At 72.4% G+C, this 15,498-nt stretch carries 11 protein-coding genes and 2 pseudogenes; 8 read left to right on the top strand and 5 right to left on the bottom strand.

Annotated features, from left to right (window positions below; translation table 11 throughout):
- Positions 1-267: pseudogene (locus I6A60_RS34805) on the bottom strand (hypothetical protein); the annotation flags it as partial.
- Between the two features lie 253 nt (positions 268-520).
- On the opposite strand from I6A60_RS34805, the gene I6A60_RS34800 reads away from it, so the two are divergent.
- The 3 genes and pseudogenes from I6A60_RS34800 to I6A60_RS34790 form a co-directional block, all read left to right on the top strand.
- Positions 521-1,426, top strand: a complete 906-nt coding sequence (locus tag I6A60_RS34800) for a peptidylprolyl isomerase (protein WP_307874015.1) — start codon at positions 521-523, stop codon at positions 1,424-1,426.
- A 242-nt stretch (positions 1,427-1,668) separates the two neighbouring features.
- A complete protein-coding gene (locus I6A60_RS34795) occupies positions 1,669-3,255 on the top strand; it encodes an ABC transporter permease (protein WP_203025362.1) in 1,587 nt (528 codons plus the stop codon).
- A 57-nt stretch (positions 3,256-3,312) separates the two neighbouring features.
- Positions 3,313-3,975 (top strand): annotated as a pseudogene (locus tag I6A60_RS34790) (ABC transporter ATP-binding protein); the annotation flags it as partial.
- Between the two features lie 370 nt (positions 3,976-4,345).
- Here I6A60_RS34790 and efeB read toward each other — a convergent pair.
- The 3 genes from efeB to efeU form a co-directional block, all read right to left on the bottom strand.
- Positions 4,346-5,683 carry an iron uptake transporter deferrochelatase/peroxidase subunit gene (efeB, locus tag I6A60_RS34785; protein ID WP_374113504.1) on the bottom strand — a complete coding sequence of 446 codons (1,338 nt, stop codon included), beginning with the start codon at positions 5,681-5,683 and terminating at the stop codon, positions 4,346-4,348.
- Positions 5,684-5,709: 26 nt separating this feature from the next.
- Positions 5,710-6,894 carry an iron uptake system protein EfeO gene (gene efeO / locus I6A60_RS34780; RefSeq protein ID WP_203025365.1) on the bottom strand — a complete coding sequence of 395 codons (1,185 nt, stop codon included), beginning with the start codon at positions 6,892-6,894 and terminating at the stop codon, positions 5,710-5,712.
- 67 nt (positions 6,895-6,961) lie between these two features.
- Positions 6,962-7,846, bottom strand: a complete 885-nt coding sequence (efeU, locus tag I6A60_RS34775) for an iron uptake transporter permease EfeU (protein ID WP_203025366.1) — start codon at positions 7,844-7,846, stop codon at positions 6,962-6,964.
- Between the two features lie 163 nt (positions 7,847-8,009).
- On the opposite strand from efeU, the gene I6A60_RS34770 reads away from it, so the two are divergent.
- The gene (locus I6A60_RS34770; protein WP_203025367.1) at positions 8,010-8,429 is read left to right on the top strand and encodes a BlaI/MecI/CopY family transcriptional regulator; all 420 of its coding nucleotides are present in this window, start codon (positions 8,010-8,012) and stop codon (positions 8,427-8,429) included.
- Positions 8,426-9,343 carry a M48 family metalloprotease gene (locus tag I6A60_RS34765; RefSeq protein ID WP_203025368.1) on the top strand — a complete coding sequence of 306 codons (918 nt, stop codon included), beginning with the start codon at positions 8,426-8,428 and terminating at the stop codon, positions 9,341-9,343. Before I6A60_RS34770 ends, I6A60_RS34765 begins: the two co-directional genes overlap by 4 nt.
- Before the next feature lie 76 nt (positions 9,344-9,419).
- Here the strand turns inward: I6A60_RS34765 and I6A60_RS34760 are convergent, their stop codons facing one another.
- A complete protein-coding gene (locus I6A60_RS34760; RefSeq protein WP_238436872.1) occupies positions 9,420-13,217 on the bottom strand; it encodes a DEAD/DEAH box helicase in 3,798 nt (1,265 codons plus the stop codon).
- Positions 13,218-13,420: 203 nt separating this feature from the next.
- Here I6A60_RS34760 and I6A60_RS34755 point away from each other — a divergent pair, with 203 nt between their 5' ends.
- The 3 genes from I6A60_RS34755 to I6A60_RS34745 form a co-directional block, all read left to right on the top strand.
- Positions 13,421-13,924: a hypothetical protein gene (locus tag I6A60_RS34755; RefSeq protein ID WP_203025369.1), complete on the top strand. Its 504-nt coding sequence runs from the start codon at positions 13,421-13,423 to the stop codon at positions 13,922-13,924.
- A complete protein-coding gene (locus I6A60_RS34750; RefSeq protein WP_238436871.1) occupies positions 13,921-14,505 on the top strand; it encodes a hypothetical protein in 585 nt (194 codons plus the stop codon). The genes I6A60_RS34755 and I6A60_RS34750 overlap by 4 nt, the downstream gene beginning before the upstream one ends.
- A 469-nt stretch (positions 14,506-14,974) precedes the next feature.
- Positions 14,975-15,498 (top strand): hypothetical protein (locus tag I6A60_RS34745; protein ID WP_203055800.1); only part of this gene is annotated, 524 nt, incomplete at its 3' end.

Below are 15,498 nucleotides of genomic sequence, written 5' to 3'. Positions count from 1 at the left end.
GCCGAGTCCGGCATCCGCGGCCCGCGTGACCTGCTCGGCTACGCGGAGGCTGGCGCCGACGCGGTGCTCGTCGGCGACGGCGGCCGCCGCCGGCCCCGCCCCCGGGCCGCCGGCGCCCCCCCTTGCGCCGGCGGCGATGCCGTCGGCTCCGGCCGGCGCGGGCTCCGGGGCCCGGCCGCCGTTGCCGCCCGTCGCGCCAGGCGGGCTGGCTCCCGCGCCGTGGCCCGCGCCGCAGTGGCCGCCGCCGGCCGGCCCGCCAGTGGGCACGCTCCCGGTCCTGGGACGCCCGGCCGCGCCGATGCCGACCGGCCTGCGACACCCAGCCGCCCCCTCCATGCCCGCCGCCTCGTCCATGCCTGCCGCGCCCCCGATGGCGCCCGTGACGTCGCGGCCACCCCTGACCTCCCTGCCGCCGGGAGCAGTGCGGGCACCGGGGGCTGGCGGTGCGGGGCTCCCGGCCGGGCCGCGGGGGCCGGTTGGTCCACCAGTTGGCCCGGCGGCCCCGCCCGCGCGCGGCCCGGTGCCGGCCGGCCACACCGGGCCACTCGCCGTCGTCCGGGCGCCCGCCGCGCCGGCCAGCGGCGGCGGCTGGCGTTCCCGCCACGGCGGGCTCGCCGCCGCGAGCCTGACCGTCGGCGTCGTGCTCCTCGTCGCGGTCCTCGCCGCCACCTCGCTGCTGGTCTTCCGTTTCGTGACGCGTGGCGACGACTCGTCGGGGGCGCCCGGGGCCGGTCCGACGAGCGTCAAGCCACCGGCCACGGACCGCGCCGCGGTGCCGACCACGGCGGGCGGCACCGGAGCCAAGGCCACCACGGTGCCGGCGTCCGCGGCGACGACGGTGGCCGGCGGCTGCCGCTACTGGGCGACGGCCGCCGCCGGGCCGGCGCCTGGCCTGCCGCCGTCCGCGACGAGCGTGCCGACCGGGCCCTCGACGATGGTCATACGGACCAACTACGGGACGCTGTCCGCCGAGCTCGACGCCGCCGCCGCCCCCTGCGCGGTCTACGCGCTGCACCACCTCGCGACCGCCGGGTACTACGACGGCAGCTTCTGCCCGCGGGAGACGATCGGCCCCGAGGCGATGGTCTCGGTCCTGCAGTGCGGTGACCCGACGGGCAGCGGCGCGGGCTCGCCCGGATTCGCCTACGCCGCCGAGCACACCGCCACCGCCGACTTCGGCCCCGGAACGCTGGCGATGGCCACGACCAGCCGGCCCGACACCAACGGTGCCCAGTTCCTGATCAGCTACGACGACCCGACCCCGGCGGGCCTCGCCGCCGTGGCCGCGCACTACACGGTCATCGGCCGGATCACGGGCGGCCTCGACGTCCTCGACCACCTCGTCGGCAAGGGTGTCGAGGGTGGCGGGAGCGAGGGGCCGCCGGCCAGCGAGGCCCGGATCGAGTCCATCACCATTGCCGAATGAGTCTCGGCGCGGGAAAGTCCATATCCGAGTAGAAGGTGACGCCGTCGTAGAAGCCGGCATCGTCGCGCCCTCGGGCCGCTTTTCCCTTGTGGTGCAGGTGATCGCCCAACGCGACGGCAACGTTTTCCCGCCTTAACGGCGGCTAAACCACATTTAAGCCATCGCACAGGCGGTCTCCCTAATGTCCGGACCGCTCCGTCCTCCGCGGGGCGCCCCGGACCACGCACCTCCCAGGGAGACCCATGCTGTTGACGTATGTCCGCCGCGAGCTGAGAGGGCGCCTGCGGCAGACTGTGATCGTGGCGGTCGGGCTCGCCCTGGCCGTCGCTCTCATTCTGGCCGTCACGGCGGCGTCCTCCGGGGTGCGCAACGCGCAGTCGAACGTGCTCGGCGCGATCTACGGGGTCGGCACCGACATCACGGTGACCCAGGCCGACCAGCCCGGCCAGGGCAGCGACCAGCAGTTCCAGTTCGCCGGCCAGGCTCCCGGCAGCACCTCCCAGAGCTCCACCACGAACGTCTCCTCGGGCAACCTGCGGGTCGCGCCGGGCTCGGCCGCCATCAAGGACACCGCGGTCACCACGATCAGCAGGACGGCGGGCGTCGCCGACGTGACGGCGACGCTGATGCTGCGCGACACCACGTTCAGCGGCCAGCTCGCCGGCCAGAGCCTGCAGGACCTGCGGGGGCAGTTCCGGGCCCAGCGCGGCGGACAGGTCAGCGGCAACAGCGGGTTCACCGGCTTCGGCGGCGGCAACTTCAACATCGCCAGCACCACCGTCGAGGGTGTCCAGCCCGGCGCGGCAGCGCTCGGCCCGCTCTCGGGCGCGGCGGTCAGCGGCGGGCGCGGCTTCACCGCCGAGGACGTCAAGGCCGACGTGGCGATGCTGTCCAAGAGCTACGCCGACACGAACAAGCTCGCCGTCGGCGGCACGGTCACCGTCAAGGGCACCGCGATGAAGATCGTCGGGCTGCTCGATGCCACCACCTCGGGCACGACGCTGTCGGACGTCTACATCCCGCTCGGCGTCGCCCAGAACCTGGCCGGCCTGTCGGGCGAGGTCACCAACGTCTACGTGAAGGCGACGTCCTCCAGCTCCGTCGACAGCGCCGCTACGGCGATTAAGAAAGCGCTGCCGAGCGCGACGGTCGACACCCAGTCCGACCTCGCCAGCGGCATCTCCGGTTCGCTGTCGAGCGCGTCGTCGCTGGTGAAGAACCTCGGCACCTGGCTGTCGATCGGCGTGCTGATCGCCGCGTTCGTGCTCGCGATCCTGTTCACCATCTCGGGCGTCACGCGGCGTACCCGTGACTTCGGGACGCTGAAGGCGATCGGCTGGAGCAACGGGCGCATCGTGCGCCAGGTCGGCACCGAGTCGCTGTTCCAGGGCCTGATCGGCGGGGTCGTCGGCCTTGGCATCGGGCTGCTCGGCATCCTGTGGATCAACTCGTCGCACATCAAGCTCGCCGGGACGACCGCCAGCTCCGCGGCCGGCGCGGCCAACACGGCCCGGCGGGCCGCGTTCGGGAACGGTGGCGGCGGCGGTGGTTACGGCGGCCCGTTCGGCGGCGGCGCCGCGAACGGCCTCGCGGCCGGCGGCACGGGAACCGGAACGGGTACCGGGACCGGCGCGGGTACAGGCGGCGGCGGCGCGGCCCGCCGGACCGCGAGCAGCACCGTCGACGTCGTCCTGCACGCCCCCGTCCACTGGAGCGTGATCCTGCTCGGCATCGGGCTCGCGGTGCTCGGCGGCCTGCTCGCCGGCGTCTTCGGCGGCTGGCGGGCCTCCCGCCTGCGCCCGGCGGCCGCGCTGCGCAGCCTCGACTGACGTCGGCCCCGCCAGACCACCGGACGCCGCCAGACACCGGACGCGAGAAGAGACGACATGTACAAGCTCACTGGGGTCAGCAAGACCTACTCGAACGGCAAGAAGCGGGTCGACGCCCTGCAGGAGGTCGACCTGACCATCGACGACGGCCAGCTGGTCGCGATCCAGGGCCCGACCGGGGGCGGCAAGTCGACGCTGCTGCAGATGCTCGGCGCGCTGGACCGGCCGACGGCCGGCTCGGTCCTGCTCGGCGACCAGGACCTGGCCAGAGCCTCCGCCGCGCGGCTGACGAAGCTGCGCGCCAGCGAGGTCGGCATCGTGTTCCAGGGCTTCAACCTGATCCCGACGCTGACCGCGCAGGAGAACGTCGAGGCGGCCCTCGTCCCGCTCGGCATCCGCAAGGCCCAGCGCCGGGAGCGCGCCGCCGCGGCGCTCGCCTCCGTCGGGCTGGCCGACCGGGCGGCCCACCGGCCGGCGGAGCTGTCCGGCGGCCAGCAGCAGCGCGTCGCGATCGCCCGCGCCCTGGTGAAGAGCCCGAAGGTGCTGCTCGCCGACGAGCCGACCGGCAACCTCGACGAGGAGACCCGCGATGAGATCGTCGCGCTGCTGGAGGGCCTGTGGCGCGACCAGGGGCTGACCCTGGTGATCGTCACCCACGACTCCCAGGTCGCCAGCCGGGCGCAGCGGCGGCTGCAGCTGACCCGCGGCAAGCTGCGCGAGGCCGGTCCGGGCAAGAACGCCGCCACGAGGCCGGCCCCGGCCGCCGACGAGGCGACGACCTGGTCCAGGCCGGCGGAGCGGACCGCTGTCGAACCGGCCGCTGTCGAGCCGGCCGCTGTCGAGCCGGCCACCGTCGAGGCCGTCATCGCGGAGGCCGCCCCTGTCGAGCCGGCCGCTGCCGAGGCGGACGGTGTGGCGCTGTCCGAGCCCGTTGCCGCCGAGCCGGCGGCCGTCGAGGCGGGCCAGGAAACGTCCGACAACGACTGAAGCCGCGGCGCGTTCCTCGGCCGGGCCGGCGAATGCGAAGAGCGAGAATGGCGCCGCCCGTCTGGTGTCCCGCCTGACGGGCGGCGCCGGCTCGCGGAAACCGCTACTCGAAAAGGCGTTGGCCCCAGTACTCGCCGGGTTGGACGCCCGGCGGGCAGGCGAACAGGCCGCTGCCGACGTGCTGGATGTACTCGTTGAGGGCGTCGTTGACCTTGCCGGCCAGGGACCGTTGGATCGTGACGAACTGGGTACGCGGGTCGCGCTGGTAGGCGAGGAAGAAGAGCCCCGCCTCGAGTCGGCCCAGGTCGTCCGTGCCGTCGGTGAACGAGTAGCCGCGGCGCAGGAGCACGGCGCCGTTGTTGTGGGAGGAATGGGCGAGGCGGACGTGGGCCTTGGCGTCGATGACCGGCTCGCCGTCGGGGCCTTTCGCCGTCAGGTCGAGCGGATCGAACTCGGCGCGCAGGCCAAGGGGGGCTCCCGTTCCCTTGAAACGGCCGATGACCCGTTCCTGCTCGGTGAGCGGGGTCGAGTCCCAGGGTTCGATCAGCATCCGGATGCGGCGGCTGACGAGGTAGCTTCCGCCGGTCATCCAGTCCGGCCCGTCACCGGGCTGGACCCAGACGTGGGCGTTCATCTCGGCCGGGTCGTCGGCCTTGATGTTGTTGGTGCCGTCCTTGAAACCCATCATGTTGCGCGCGGTGGCCTGGCTCGCCGAGGTCGAGCTGGTCCGGCCGAACCCGAGCTGGGAGTAGCGCACCGAGGCGGTGCCGCGGGCGAGCCTGGCCAGGTTGCGGATCGCGTGCACGGCCACCTGCGGGTCGTCGGCACAGGCCTGGACGCACAGGTCACCGCCGCTGGCCGCCGGGTCGAGCGCGTCGCCGGGGAAGGTCGGCAGGTCGGCGAGCCGCGCGGGCCGGGACCTGGCAAGGCCGAAGCGGTCCTTGCCCGTGGCGTCGGTGAACAGGCTGGTGCCGAAGCCGACCGTGAGGGTCAGCCGGGCGGCCTGCAGACCGAGCGCCTCACCGGTGTCGTCGGGCGGCGAGTCCGGCGGGCCCGTGACCGCGCCGGTCCCGACGTCGTGCCCGGCGGTCAGGTGAGAGGCCGCGTTGGTCCAGGCGGTCAGCAGCGCGACGAGGTCCGCGCGGGTGGCCGCCGGGCCGAGGTCGAACGCCGCGAAATGCAGCCGGTCCTGCACCGGCGTCACGATCCCGGCCTGGTGTGGGCCGAAGAAGGCCACCGCCTGCCCCGACCCCGAGCCTCCTGGCCCGGAGTCGGAGTCAACGGCGGCGGTGACCGCGACCGCCCCGCCGGCGCCGGCGGCCGCCCCGAGCGCCGCGGCGCCACCGATCAGCCCGAACACGCGTCGACGGCTCAGGGTGCCAACGCCGCGTGCCGTGCTGGCGGCGTCAGAGCTGGGTGAACCGTCCTCGGTGGCCGTCACCGGGGAATCGGGGCTGTCGGGCCGGCTCACTTGGTGGTCACGGCTCCGGCCAGCTGGCCGAGCGGCTCGGAGATGGCGTCGACCTCGACCGCGAGGGCCCTGACCTGCTCGGGCGTGAGTGAGTCGTAGGAGACGTAGGGGCTGCCCGCGATGTATCCGGCGTCGCCGGGCTTGCCGAGATGGGTGTCCAGAAGGCTGATCAGCGCGGGGAACCGCTGGTCGAGCATCGTCACCAGCTGCGGATTCTTCTCCTGCAGGGCCGGGCGCAGCGCGGTGTACACGTACTTGGCGCCGTCGACGTTGCCGGCGAAGTCGACCAGGTCGATGCGGGAGTAGCGCTCCTCCTCGCCGGTGACCTTGGACTTGGCGACCTCGTCCAGCAGTGACTTCGCGCCGTTCGCCATGATCAACGGGGTGAAGTCCACGGTCGTGACGAGCGTGTTGAGCTTTCCGACGTTGGTGGTGAGCGCGGCCGTCAGCGGCTTCGCTCCGTCTACGGTGTTCTTCTCGAAGAGCTGCTGTTCGATGGCGTGGAAGCCGACGAACGGGGTGTCCGTGGTGACGTCGTCGGCGCGCATGTCGATAAGCGGGTCCAGGTCGCCGAAGGATTCCGCGATCGGCTCGATGCGCTCGTAGTGCAGCCGCGCGTTCGGGTAGGTCTCCTTGGCCTTGGCCAGGTCGCCCGCGTCGACGGCCGCGACGAACGTCGCGGTGGTGTCGACCAGGGCTTTGGTCTCGGTCTCGACGTAGGTGCGGTAGGAGGTGACCGCGGTCCGCAGGTTCTGGTCGAGGCTCTGCGCTGGCGCCGCGGCGCCGGTGACAGTCAGGGTCGTGCGGATGCCGTTTCCGACCATTCCGGGCTTGCACGCGACCTGGTAGGCGCCGGCCGGCAGGTCGACGATCAGGTTTCGTTTCGTCGAGGGGCCGATGTTCTCGACCTCGCCCATGATCCGGTCGCCCGTCGCGTAGACGTAGACCTCGGTCACCTGCGAGGCCGTGTTGGTGATCTCGAAGGTGTGCCGGCCGGCTGGCAGCGACACACGGGCCACCTGGCAGTTCTTGTCGCCGGCCCGCACCGTGACCGGGCCGCCGCCGGCCCCGGACGTCCCGGAGCTGGAACTCGAGCCCGACGACGAGCAGCCGGCGATCAGCGTCGCGGCCGCGACGGCCGGGCAGGCCAGGCGCCAGATGCGGATGGCGGGTGAGGTCACCGGTTCTCTCCTATGGTTCACGAACTGCGTTGGCTGAGGGGCAAAGCGGGAGGCGAAGCGGGTTGCGTCAACGGGCCGGCGACTGCTGGGCTTCGTCCGCTGCCGGGTTTCTCGCGGGAACGGGCGGCGCGCTCGGCTGGCTGGTCCGCGTCCGGCCGCCGAGGAAGAAGATCGTCATGACGGGGACGAGGTAGGCGGCCCAGGCGACCGCCTGGACGACCGTCGTCTGCGGGGTGAAGTTGAAGACGCCCTTGAGCAGCGCCCCGTACCAGGAACCGAGCGAGATCTGGTCGCTGACGTCGAAAGCGAGGGTGTTCAGGCCGCCGATCGCGCCGCCTTCCTGCAGGTCGTGAACCGCGTAGGCGAGCACGCCCGCGGCGATCACGATCAGGCCGGCGCCGGTCCAGGTGAAGAACCGGGCGAGGTTCAGCTTCACCGAGCGGCGGTACAGCAGCCAGGCCAGCACCACGGCGGTGAGAATGCCGAGCGAGAACCCGACGACCGGCGCGGTCGTGCTGCCCGCGGCCTGCACGGCCGACCAGAAGAACAACGCCGTCTCCAGGCCCTCGCGGGCGACGGCGAGGAAGGCCGTGAGGGCGACGGCGAGGACGCCCATCTGCAGCGCGGAGGCCATCCGCCCGTCCAGCTCCGCCCGCATGCCCCGGGCGGTGCGCCGCATCCAGAACACCATCCAGGTGACGAACACGACCGCGAGCGCGGACATCGTGCCGCCGAAGAGCTCCTGGCTTCGGAAGTCCGACAGCAGGCTCGTCGACGTGTACGTCAGCAGCGCGCCGAACGCGATGCTGACCGCGACCGCGAGAGCCACTCCACCCGAGACGACGACCAGCCGGTCGCGCCGGCCGGCCTTGACCAGGTAGGCGACCAGGATGCTCACGACCAGCGCGGCCTCCAGGCCCTCGCGCAGGCCGATCAGGTAGTTGGCAAGCACGGGTGCTCCTCGGCCTTCATCTACTATCGGACGATAGTTTGTTGAAGGTAAGGCATACCTAACGGGCAGGGCAAGCGCAAGTCGGGAGTGCTGCCACAATTGGCGGAGGGGGCCAGGTGGGGAACAGGCCAGGTGCCATCGGAGCGAGCGCGGGGGAGGCGACATGGCCGGACGGCTGCACCCGCGCCCCAGCGGTGGACTGGAGGGCGAGGTCGTCGCCTGCCTGGCCGCGGCCGGCGAGCCGTTGACCGCGGCGCAGGTCCAGGCCGAGCTCGGCGCCGACCTCGCCTACACGACGGTGCTGACCACCCTGACGCGGCTGCACGCCAAGGGGGCGCTGAACCGCAGCCCGCGGGGCCGGGCCTACGCCTACGAGCTGGTCGGCAGCCAGGCCGAGGCACAGGCCGGTCTCACCGCCCGGCAGATGCAGAAACTGCTCGCCGCCGGCGTCGACCGGGCCAGCGTCCTGTCCCGGTTCGTCGACAGCCTGGACGAGGACTCCGAACGCATCCTGCGCGAGCTGCTCGCCCGCCACCCGGCCACAGGCGACGCGCCCCGAGACGGGGACCAGGCGTCCTCATGATCGTTCTGGGTCTCCTGCTCGCGCTGGCGCTGGTCCCGCAGCTGGTCGGGGCCACGGGTGGCCGGCCCGCCGCCCGGGTGGCCCGTCGGATCCCACCGGCGGCGGCCACGGTGCTGCTGACCGGGTTCGCGCTGACGGTGTCGCTCGCCACCGGGATGATGCTGTGCCTGGCGGCCTTCCTCGGCACCGTCGAGCTCTTTCCGTTCGCGCACCCCAGCGACTGGTCGGCCGGGACGCTGCGGGCGAGGATCCCGGTCCCGAGCGCCGCGGGGCTGGCCGCGGGAGCCCTGGTCGTCGGTCTGCTCGGCCGGGCCGGCCTGCACCTGGTCCGGGTCGTCGTGAGCGCGCGTCGGGCCTCGGCCGCGGTCGCGGCGTTGCCTGCGGTGGGCGAGCTGGCCGTCGTCGACGACCCGGCGCCGCACGCGTACGCCGTCGCGGGCCGTCACCGCCGTGTCGTCGTCTCGACCGGGATGCTGCGGTCGTTGACCGGGCCGCAGCGCCGGGCACTGCTCGCGCACGAACACGCCCACCTGCGTCATCACCATCACCGGTACACGCGGCTCGCCTGGCTGGCCGCGGCGGCCAACCCGCTGCTGACGCCGGTCGCCCGGGCCGTCGACCAGGCGGCCGAACGATGGGCCGACGCCGTCGCGGTCCGCGCGGTCGGTGACCCGGCGACGGTGGCGCACGCCCTCGGCCGGGCGGCGCTGGCCGGTCCGCCGTCGCCGCACGGGCTCGGCGCCGCCGGGCACGACGTCGTCGATCGGATTCGGGACCTCCTGGAGCCGCCGCGCCGGCAGGCCAGCGCGGGGGTCCTGGTCGGGGCTGCGGCAGTGGTGTGCTGGGCCAGCACCGCCGCGGTGCTGTTCCACACCTACAACGTCATCGAGTTCGCGGAGACCGTCGTCGGCTGACGAGGGTGACGTCGGGCGACCGGACGTCGGCCGACCAGGACGGTCAGGTCAACAGGACGGTCAGGTCAACAGGGCGTCAGGCGAACAGGTGGCGGACGTCCTCGGCGGTCAGGCTCGAGCCGAACGCGTCGCCGTCGTCGATGACGCCGCTGAACAGCCGCGCCTTGCGGGCCTTCAGCGCCATCACCTTCTCCTCGATGGTGTCGCGGGCGACGAGCCGGTAGACCAGCACGTTGCGGGTCTGGCCGATGCGGTGCGTCCGGTCGACGGCCTGCGCCTCGGTGGCCGGGTTCCACCACGGGTCGAGCAGGAAGCAGTAGTCGGCCTCGGTCAGGTTCAGCCCGAAGCCGCCGGCCTTGAGGCTGATCAGGAAGACGCTGGCCTTGCCGGACCTGAACCGCTCGACGACGTCGGCCCGGTCGCGGGTCCGGCCGTCCAGGTAGCAGTACTCGACGCCGGCGTCGTCGAGCTCGGCGCGGACCTTGCCGAGAAAGCCGGTGAACTGGCTGAAGACCAGGGCGCGGTGGCCGCCGGCCACGACGTGGGTGAGCTGCTCCAGCAGCGTGTCGATCTTGGCTGACGGCAGCTGCGCCTGACCGTCGTCGACGAGGCCGGCGTGCAGGCTCAGCTGGCGCAGCAGCGTGAGGGACCGCAGGATCGTCATCCGGTTGCGGTTGAGGTCGCTGACCAGGCCGAGCACCTTCTGCCGCTCGCGCTGCAGCTGGGTCTGGTAGAGCTTGCGGTGGCGTGGGTGCAGCTCGATCTCCAGGATCTGCTCCTGCTTCGGCGGCAGCTCGGGCGCCGCCTGCTCCTTGGTGCGGCGCAGCAGCAGCGGACGGATCCGGGCGCGCAGGCGGGTGAGCAGCTCGCGGTCGTGGCGTCGTTCGATCGGGAGCGCGTAGTACTCCCGGAAGCGCGTCGGGTTCGGGAACAGGCCCGGTGCTGTGATCGACAGCAGCGACCACAGCTCCATGAGGTTGTTCTCCATCGGGGTGCCGGTGATCGCCAGCTTGAACGGGGCTGGCAGGAGCCGGGCGCACTGGTAGGCCTTGGACAGGTGGTTCTTCACCATCTGCGCCTCGTCGAGGACCAGCGCCGACCAGGCGAGCGCGGCGTAGTCGTCGAATTCCAGTCGGAACAGGGTGTAGGACGTGATGACGACGTCCGCCCCGGCGGCGATGTCGCGCAGCGCGACTCCGCGGCGGCGTTCGGTGTCGACGATCGCGGCGGTTCGCAGCCCGGGCGCGAACCGGTGTGCCTCGGCCGCCCAGTTCGACACCACGCTCGTCGGCGCGACGACGAGGAACGGCGCGAATCCGGAGCCCGCCGCCGCGGTGGGCCGGTCGTGCTCGCCGGCCTCGGCGGTCCCTGCGGTCCCGGCAGCTCCGCTGGCCGTCGCGGCTCCGTTGGCTGTGGCGGACTGCTTGGCGTGGCAGATCAGGGCCAGGGCCTGCAACGTCTTCCCGAGGCCCATGTCGTCGGCCAGGATCCCGCCGAGCTGGTTCTCCCAGAGGAACGCGAGCCAGCGGAAACCGTCGAGCTGGTAAGGGCGCAGCGCCGCGGCGAGCGTCGCCGGCGGGCGCAGGTCGGGGTTCGGCGTGGTCAGCGCCAGCAGCCCGCCGACCTGGCGCCGCCAGGCCTCGGCCTGCCGTTCGACGACGCCGAGCGCGGCGAACTCAGCCCACAGCCCGGCCTGGAACCGGCTGATCCGCAGCCCGCTGCCAGGCTGGTCGGTGAGGGCCCGAGCCTCCTCGATAAGCCTGCGCAGCGCCGCCAGCTCCGGTGCGCCCAGGCTGAAGTACGCGCCGTCGGGCAGCAGCAGGTACTCCTCACCGCGGCCCAGCGCGAGGAACAGATCGCGGAACGGCACCTCCCGCCCGTCGACCGTGACCGTGACACCGAGGTCGAACCAGTCGGTCTCGCCCTCGACCTGGTCGGTCGTGACCGTGATCCGCAGCGAGTCGCCGACCTCGCGGTAGTCGGCCGCGGCCCCGGCGACCTCGACCCGCAGCCCGGTCTGGTCAACCAGCAGCGGCAGCACCTCGGTCGTGACCCGCATGGTCTCGGCGCCCTCGAAGCGGGACGGCGCGGGGGTTGGCAGGGTGGGCTGGTCACCAGGCTGGGTGGTCGGAGCAGGGTGGGCAGCCGGAGCGGGGAGGGCGGCGCCGTCGCGGGCGGCATGCAGCAGGTCGGCAACGGCCGGCGGCAGATCCAGAGCGGCGAGCACCTGCCGCTCGGCGTGCGGATCCCGCCACGCGGCGCTTTCGCCCCCGCCGTCCTGCCGCAGTGGGACGCGTCTGGATTCGCCGCCGATCTCGTAGGCCCATTCCCAGGCCAGGTCGAGCTCGTGGACGTCACCGTAGGAGGCCCGGAGCACCAGGGCTGGCGCGACCGGTTCCGGCACGTCGAACGACTCGTCGCTGGAGACGACCGGCGCGAGCCGGCGCAGCCGGGGGAGGAACTCCTGGCGGAAACGCTCCTCCGCCTCGGCCGGGACGGCCAGCGACTGCCCGTCCGCCGCGAGGCGGCGCAGTGCCGGCGCCGCCGGCTCGGTGAGGCTGGCCAGCCGGATCCGCCAGTCGCGGTGGTGGACGCGGCCATCGATCTGGGCGCGCCCGGCATAGACGACCCCGTGGCCGTCGGCGCCCACGAACGCGACCGGCACCAGGTCCGGCGCCAGGACGCCGTCGAACCGCAGGACCGGAACGATCGTCAGCTTCGCCCCGCCGTCGTCCCCCTGCTCCCGGCGGGCGATGTCCAGGACGAGGTCGGCCGTGCGGGGCCGCGCGATCTCACCCAGGCGCTTGCGGCCGTGGACGAGACCCACCCCGAGCTGCTCGGCCTCGGCCAACATCGGCCACAGGTGCCGGCTGGCGAACGCGGTCAGGTCGATCCGCCTGCTGTCGCCGGCCTGGTAGCCGTAGCCGTGGCCCTGCTGGCCGGCGCGGTAGAGCGCGAACAGCTCCCGCAGCAGCCGTACCTGCTCCGGGGCGAACTCGACCACGTGATGCCAGGCAGTCAGCTGGTCCCAGCCGACCGCGCCGACCCAGCCGGTCCGTCCCGGCCTGACCAGCCGGGCGGTCACCCGAGGATCTGACCCGCCTGGCGGTCCGTCGACCTCCAGGCTCAGCTCGATGGCCAGCGGTGTCGCGCCGCCACGGGCCCGCGGCTCCGCGAGATCGCCGAACCCACCGTCGACGTCCGGGCCGAGCAGGTCGCCCAGCGACCGTGCCCAGCCAGGGGCCGCGGGCCTCCCGGCCGTGGCCCCCTCCAACGTTCGGGGGCCTGCCGATGGTGTCCGACCCCCCAACGCCAGTGCCCCTGCCGACGGGCTTGCCCCGGCCTTCGCCGTGCCCCGGCGACCGGGCCCGGGGCCGCCACGCAGGGCCGTCGTGCCGACCGCGACCGGTCCGGCCCGGCGGGCGGCCGCGGCCACGTGCTCCAGGGCGTGCATCGCCGCCTCGTGCGCCGCCGAGCCGCGCGCCGCCGGATCCGGCGTGTCCGCGTCGTCGAGCCCGCCGCCAGCGACCGCGAGCACCAGCGCGACGACGTGCTTGCAGTTGACCCCGACGGGGCACGAGCACCGGCCGGAGACGAACCGCCAGGACGCGCCCCCGGCCGTGTGATCGTCCTGCTGGACCCGCGCGATCGTGGTGTACCGCTGGCCGCCGCTGCCCCGGACCTTCCCGCGCAGCTCGCCGAGCTCGTCCTTCCAGGTCGCCTGGTCGACGTTGCCTCGCAGCGCGTAGGACGTGCCGCGAGCGTAGGTCGCGCTCGACACGGCCTGCCGCAGGCCGGCCACGCTCGTCGGCGTCCGTCCCGGCGAGTCGTTGCCCGGTGGGCCGTTCCCGCGGTCCCCTGGCGCAGGCGACATGTCCGGCAACCTAGCAGCCAGCACCGACAGCCCATCCGCCCGCGGACCTCCCGGCAGCGACGGGCTACCGGAAGGACACGCGAATCCGCCTGGCTGGCCGGAAAACCGAGCTTCCAATCGCGACCCTGGTCGACAGGCGCGGCGCCCGCGGTGACCATGACCTCGCGCGCCAGCCGTACTGACCCGACACGGGAGCGTGAACCATGGTCAACCTGGAGCAGGTCGTCTGGGGGCTTCCGCTGCGCCCGCCACCGGGCGAGGCCGCCGGAGCGGGCCAGCCGACCCAGCGCTACGACCCGATCGAGCTGTGGGGCTGGCTGTGCAACACGATCGTTCCCGCCTTGCTCGCCACGGCCGGGACGCCGTGGGACAGGGCCCAGGAGGTCGGCCGGGACATCGAGACCCGCGGCCAGCAGTTCGCCGCGTGCGGCATCGCGGCCCGCGACCGGCTGGTGGCGCCGCTCCTCGACGAGGCGGCCGGCCACGAGCCGGCCGCCGCGCGACTGTGGCTGCGGGCGGCAGTGCTCGCCGTCGTCCGCGACGGACTGCTCGGCCGGGAGCGCGCCCTCGGCCGGCTCACGAGCACGGACGTCGTCGCGCTGACCAGAGCGATGACCTGGCCGCTGAGCCTGTACCTCGCGCTGCACCCCTGCCCGGTCGACGACGACCACCTCGAAGGCGTGTTCGCCGCACCGGGCACGACATGATGTCCGGCCGGGAGACCGAGCAGGACGCCTGGTGGGACCATGCCTGCCGCGAGCTGGTCCCACGGGCGATGGCCGCGACGACCGGATGCGACCCGGGCTGCGCCCGTGAGGTCGGCGCGGACATCGCCTCGCGCGGCCGAGCCTTCGCCCGCTGCGGCCCGTCGGCGCGAGACGTGCTGATCACCCCGTTCGTAGAGGAGGCGATCCATCACCGTCCGCTGGACGCGCCCCTGTCGGTCCGTTCGGCGGTCGTCGTCGTCGTGCGCAACAGCCTGGTGGAGCGGGATCACGCGCTCGGCCACCTCGCCGACGCCGACATCCGCGCGATCACCAAGGTGATGACGGAGCTGCTGCACGCGTTCCTCGTCATGCGGCCGCGAGCCAGGGAGGCCGGCTGGCTCGCCGGCGAGTTCGCCGGGCTGCCCGGCCGCTACCCGCGTGCTTGGAGCGCCTTCGCCACTACCACCCCAGGGTTGCGCACGTGTAATTTCGCCCAAGCCTGCTGTCCGCGCCCGTCGCTCGCGACCTTCCGAAGCTCGTTTGCGGGGCCTGACCAGCGCTTGCAACAGTTAGCATGCTAAGTGATCTACGTTGCTCGCCGAGTTTGGCGGTGGCTGTCGGGCGAAGATCCCGCGATGAGGGCTCTGGCTGCTCGTGCGGCGGGATCGAATGCGGTGTGAGCCACAGGACGCCTGCGTGCTGCACCGCCACGCGAGTGGCCCAGGGCAGGGCTGCGCTTGCAGCCCGCTTGCCCTTGCAAGCGGGCTGTTTCGCATTCCAGGACATAATGAGCAGGCTGGCGACTAGGTTTGGCCAGTGCCGACCGGGGCCGCAGAACCCAGGTCAGTACGCCAGCCTCGGAAGTTGCGAGTCGGCGCGCGGACCTGTCATACGGCGTCGCGGCGCTCCATCAGCCTCTCTCGGCTTCGACACCTGGTCGATGTTTTGCGGCGCCTCTGAGCTCTCCGCGTCCCGTCCGCTATCCTGTCCTGAGATCATCTAAGAGCTGTTGCTGACTCGAACAACGGCAAGCGGGGGAAGACAGCATACATGGCCGGAAAGCAAAACAGGGCACAAGGCAAAATCCCGTTGACGGGATCGGGCGCGTTGACCGAGAGTCGTCAACGACGATGGTTCGAGAGCTTTGGCATATCGCTCGTACCCGTCGTCGGGTTGGTGATCGCGCGCTTGATCTCTTCCGGAATCAGCGTGCACCTTCTCAATCCGGTCGATCTTTCCATAGCGATGCTGGCTGCGGCAGCAGTTTTGGCTGTTCAGCTCTTGGATGCAGTAAGCACCCACCGTTTGAACGATCCCGTAGCTCCGCTAATCTTGATCATCTTTTTCGCGATGGCCTTCTCGACGATCTCTGGGGTCGCTGCAACGAAAGAGGACAGCGGTCAATCTAGTCTTGAGGTCGCAGCGACTCAGGGAGCAAAATCGCTCCAGGAAGCCGAGCAATACGTTGGCGTCGGCGAGAACAAGAATTTGACCGAGGTTTCTCTCCTGCAAGAGAAACTAAGGCTTGAGAGTAATTCTGCCAACCTATCTGAAAATGTGGAAGAGGTGCATAA

This window comes from Frankia sp. AgB1.9 (genome assembly GCF_016786355.1).
Taxonomy (GTDB): domain Bacteria; phylum Actinomycetota; class Actinomycetes; order Frankiales; family Frankiaceae; genus Pseudofrankia.
This window is presented reverse-complemented; position numbering and strand designations above follow the sequence as displayed.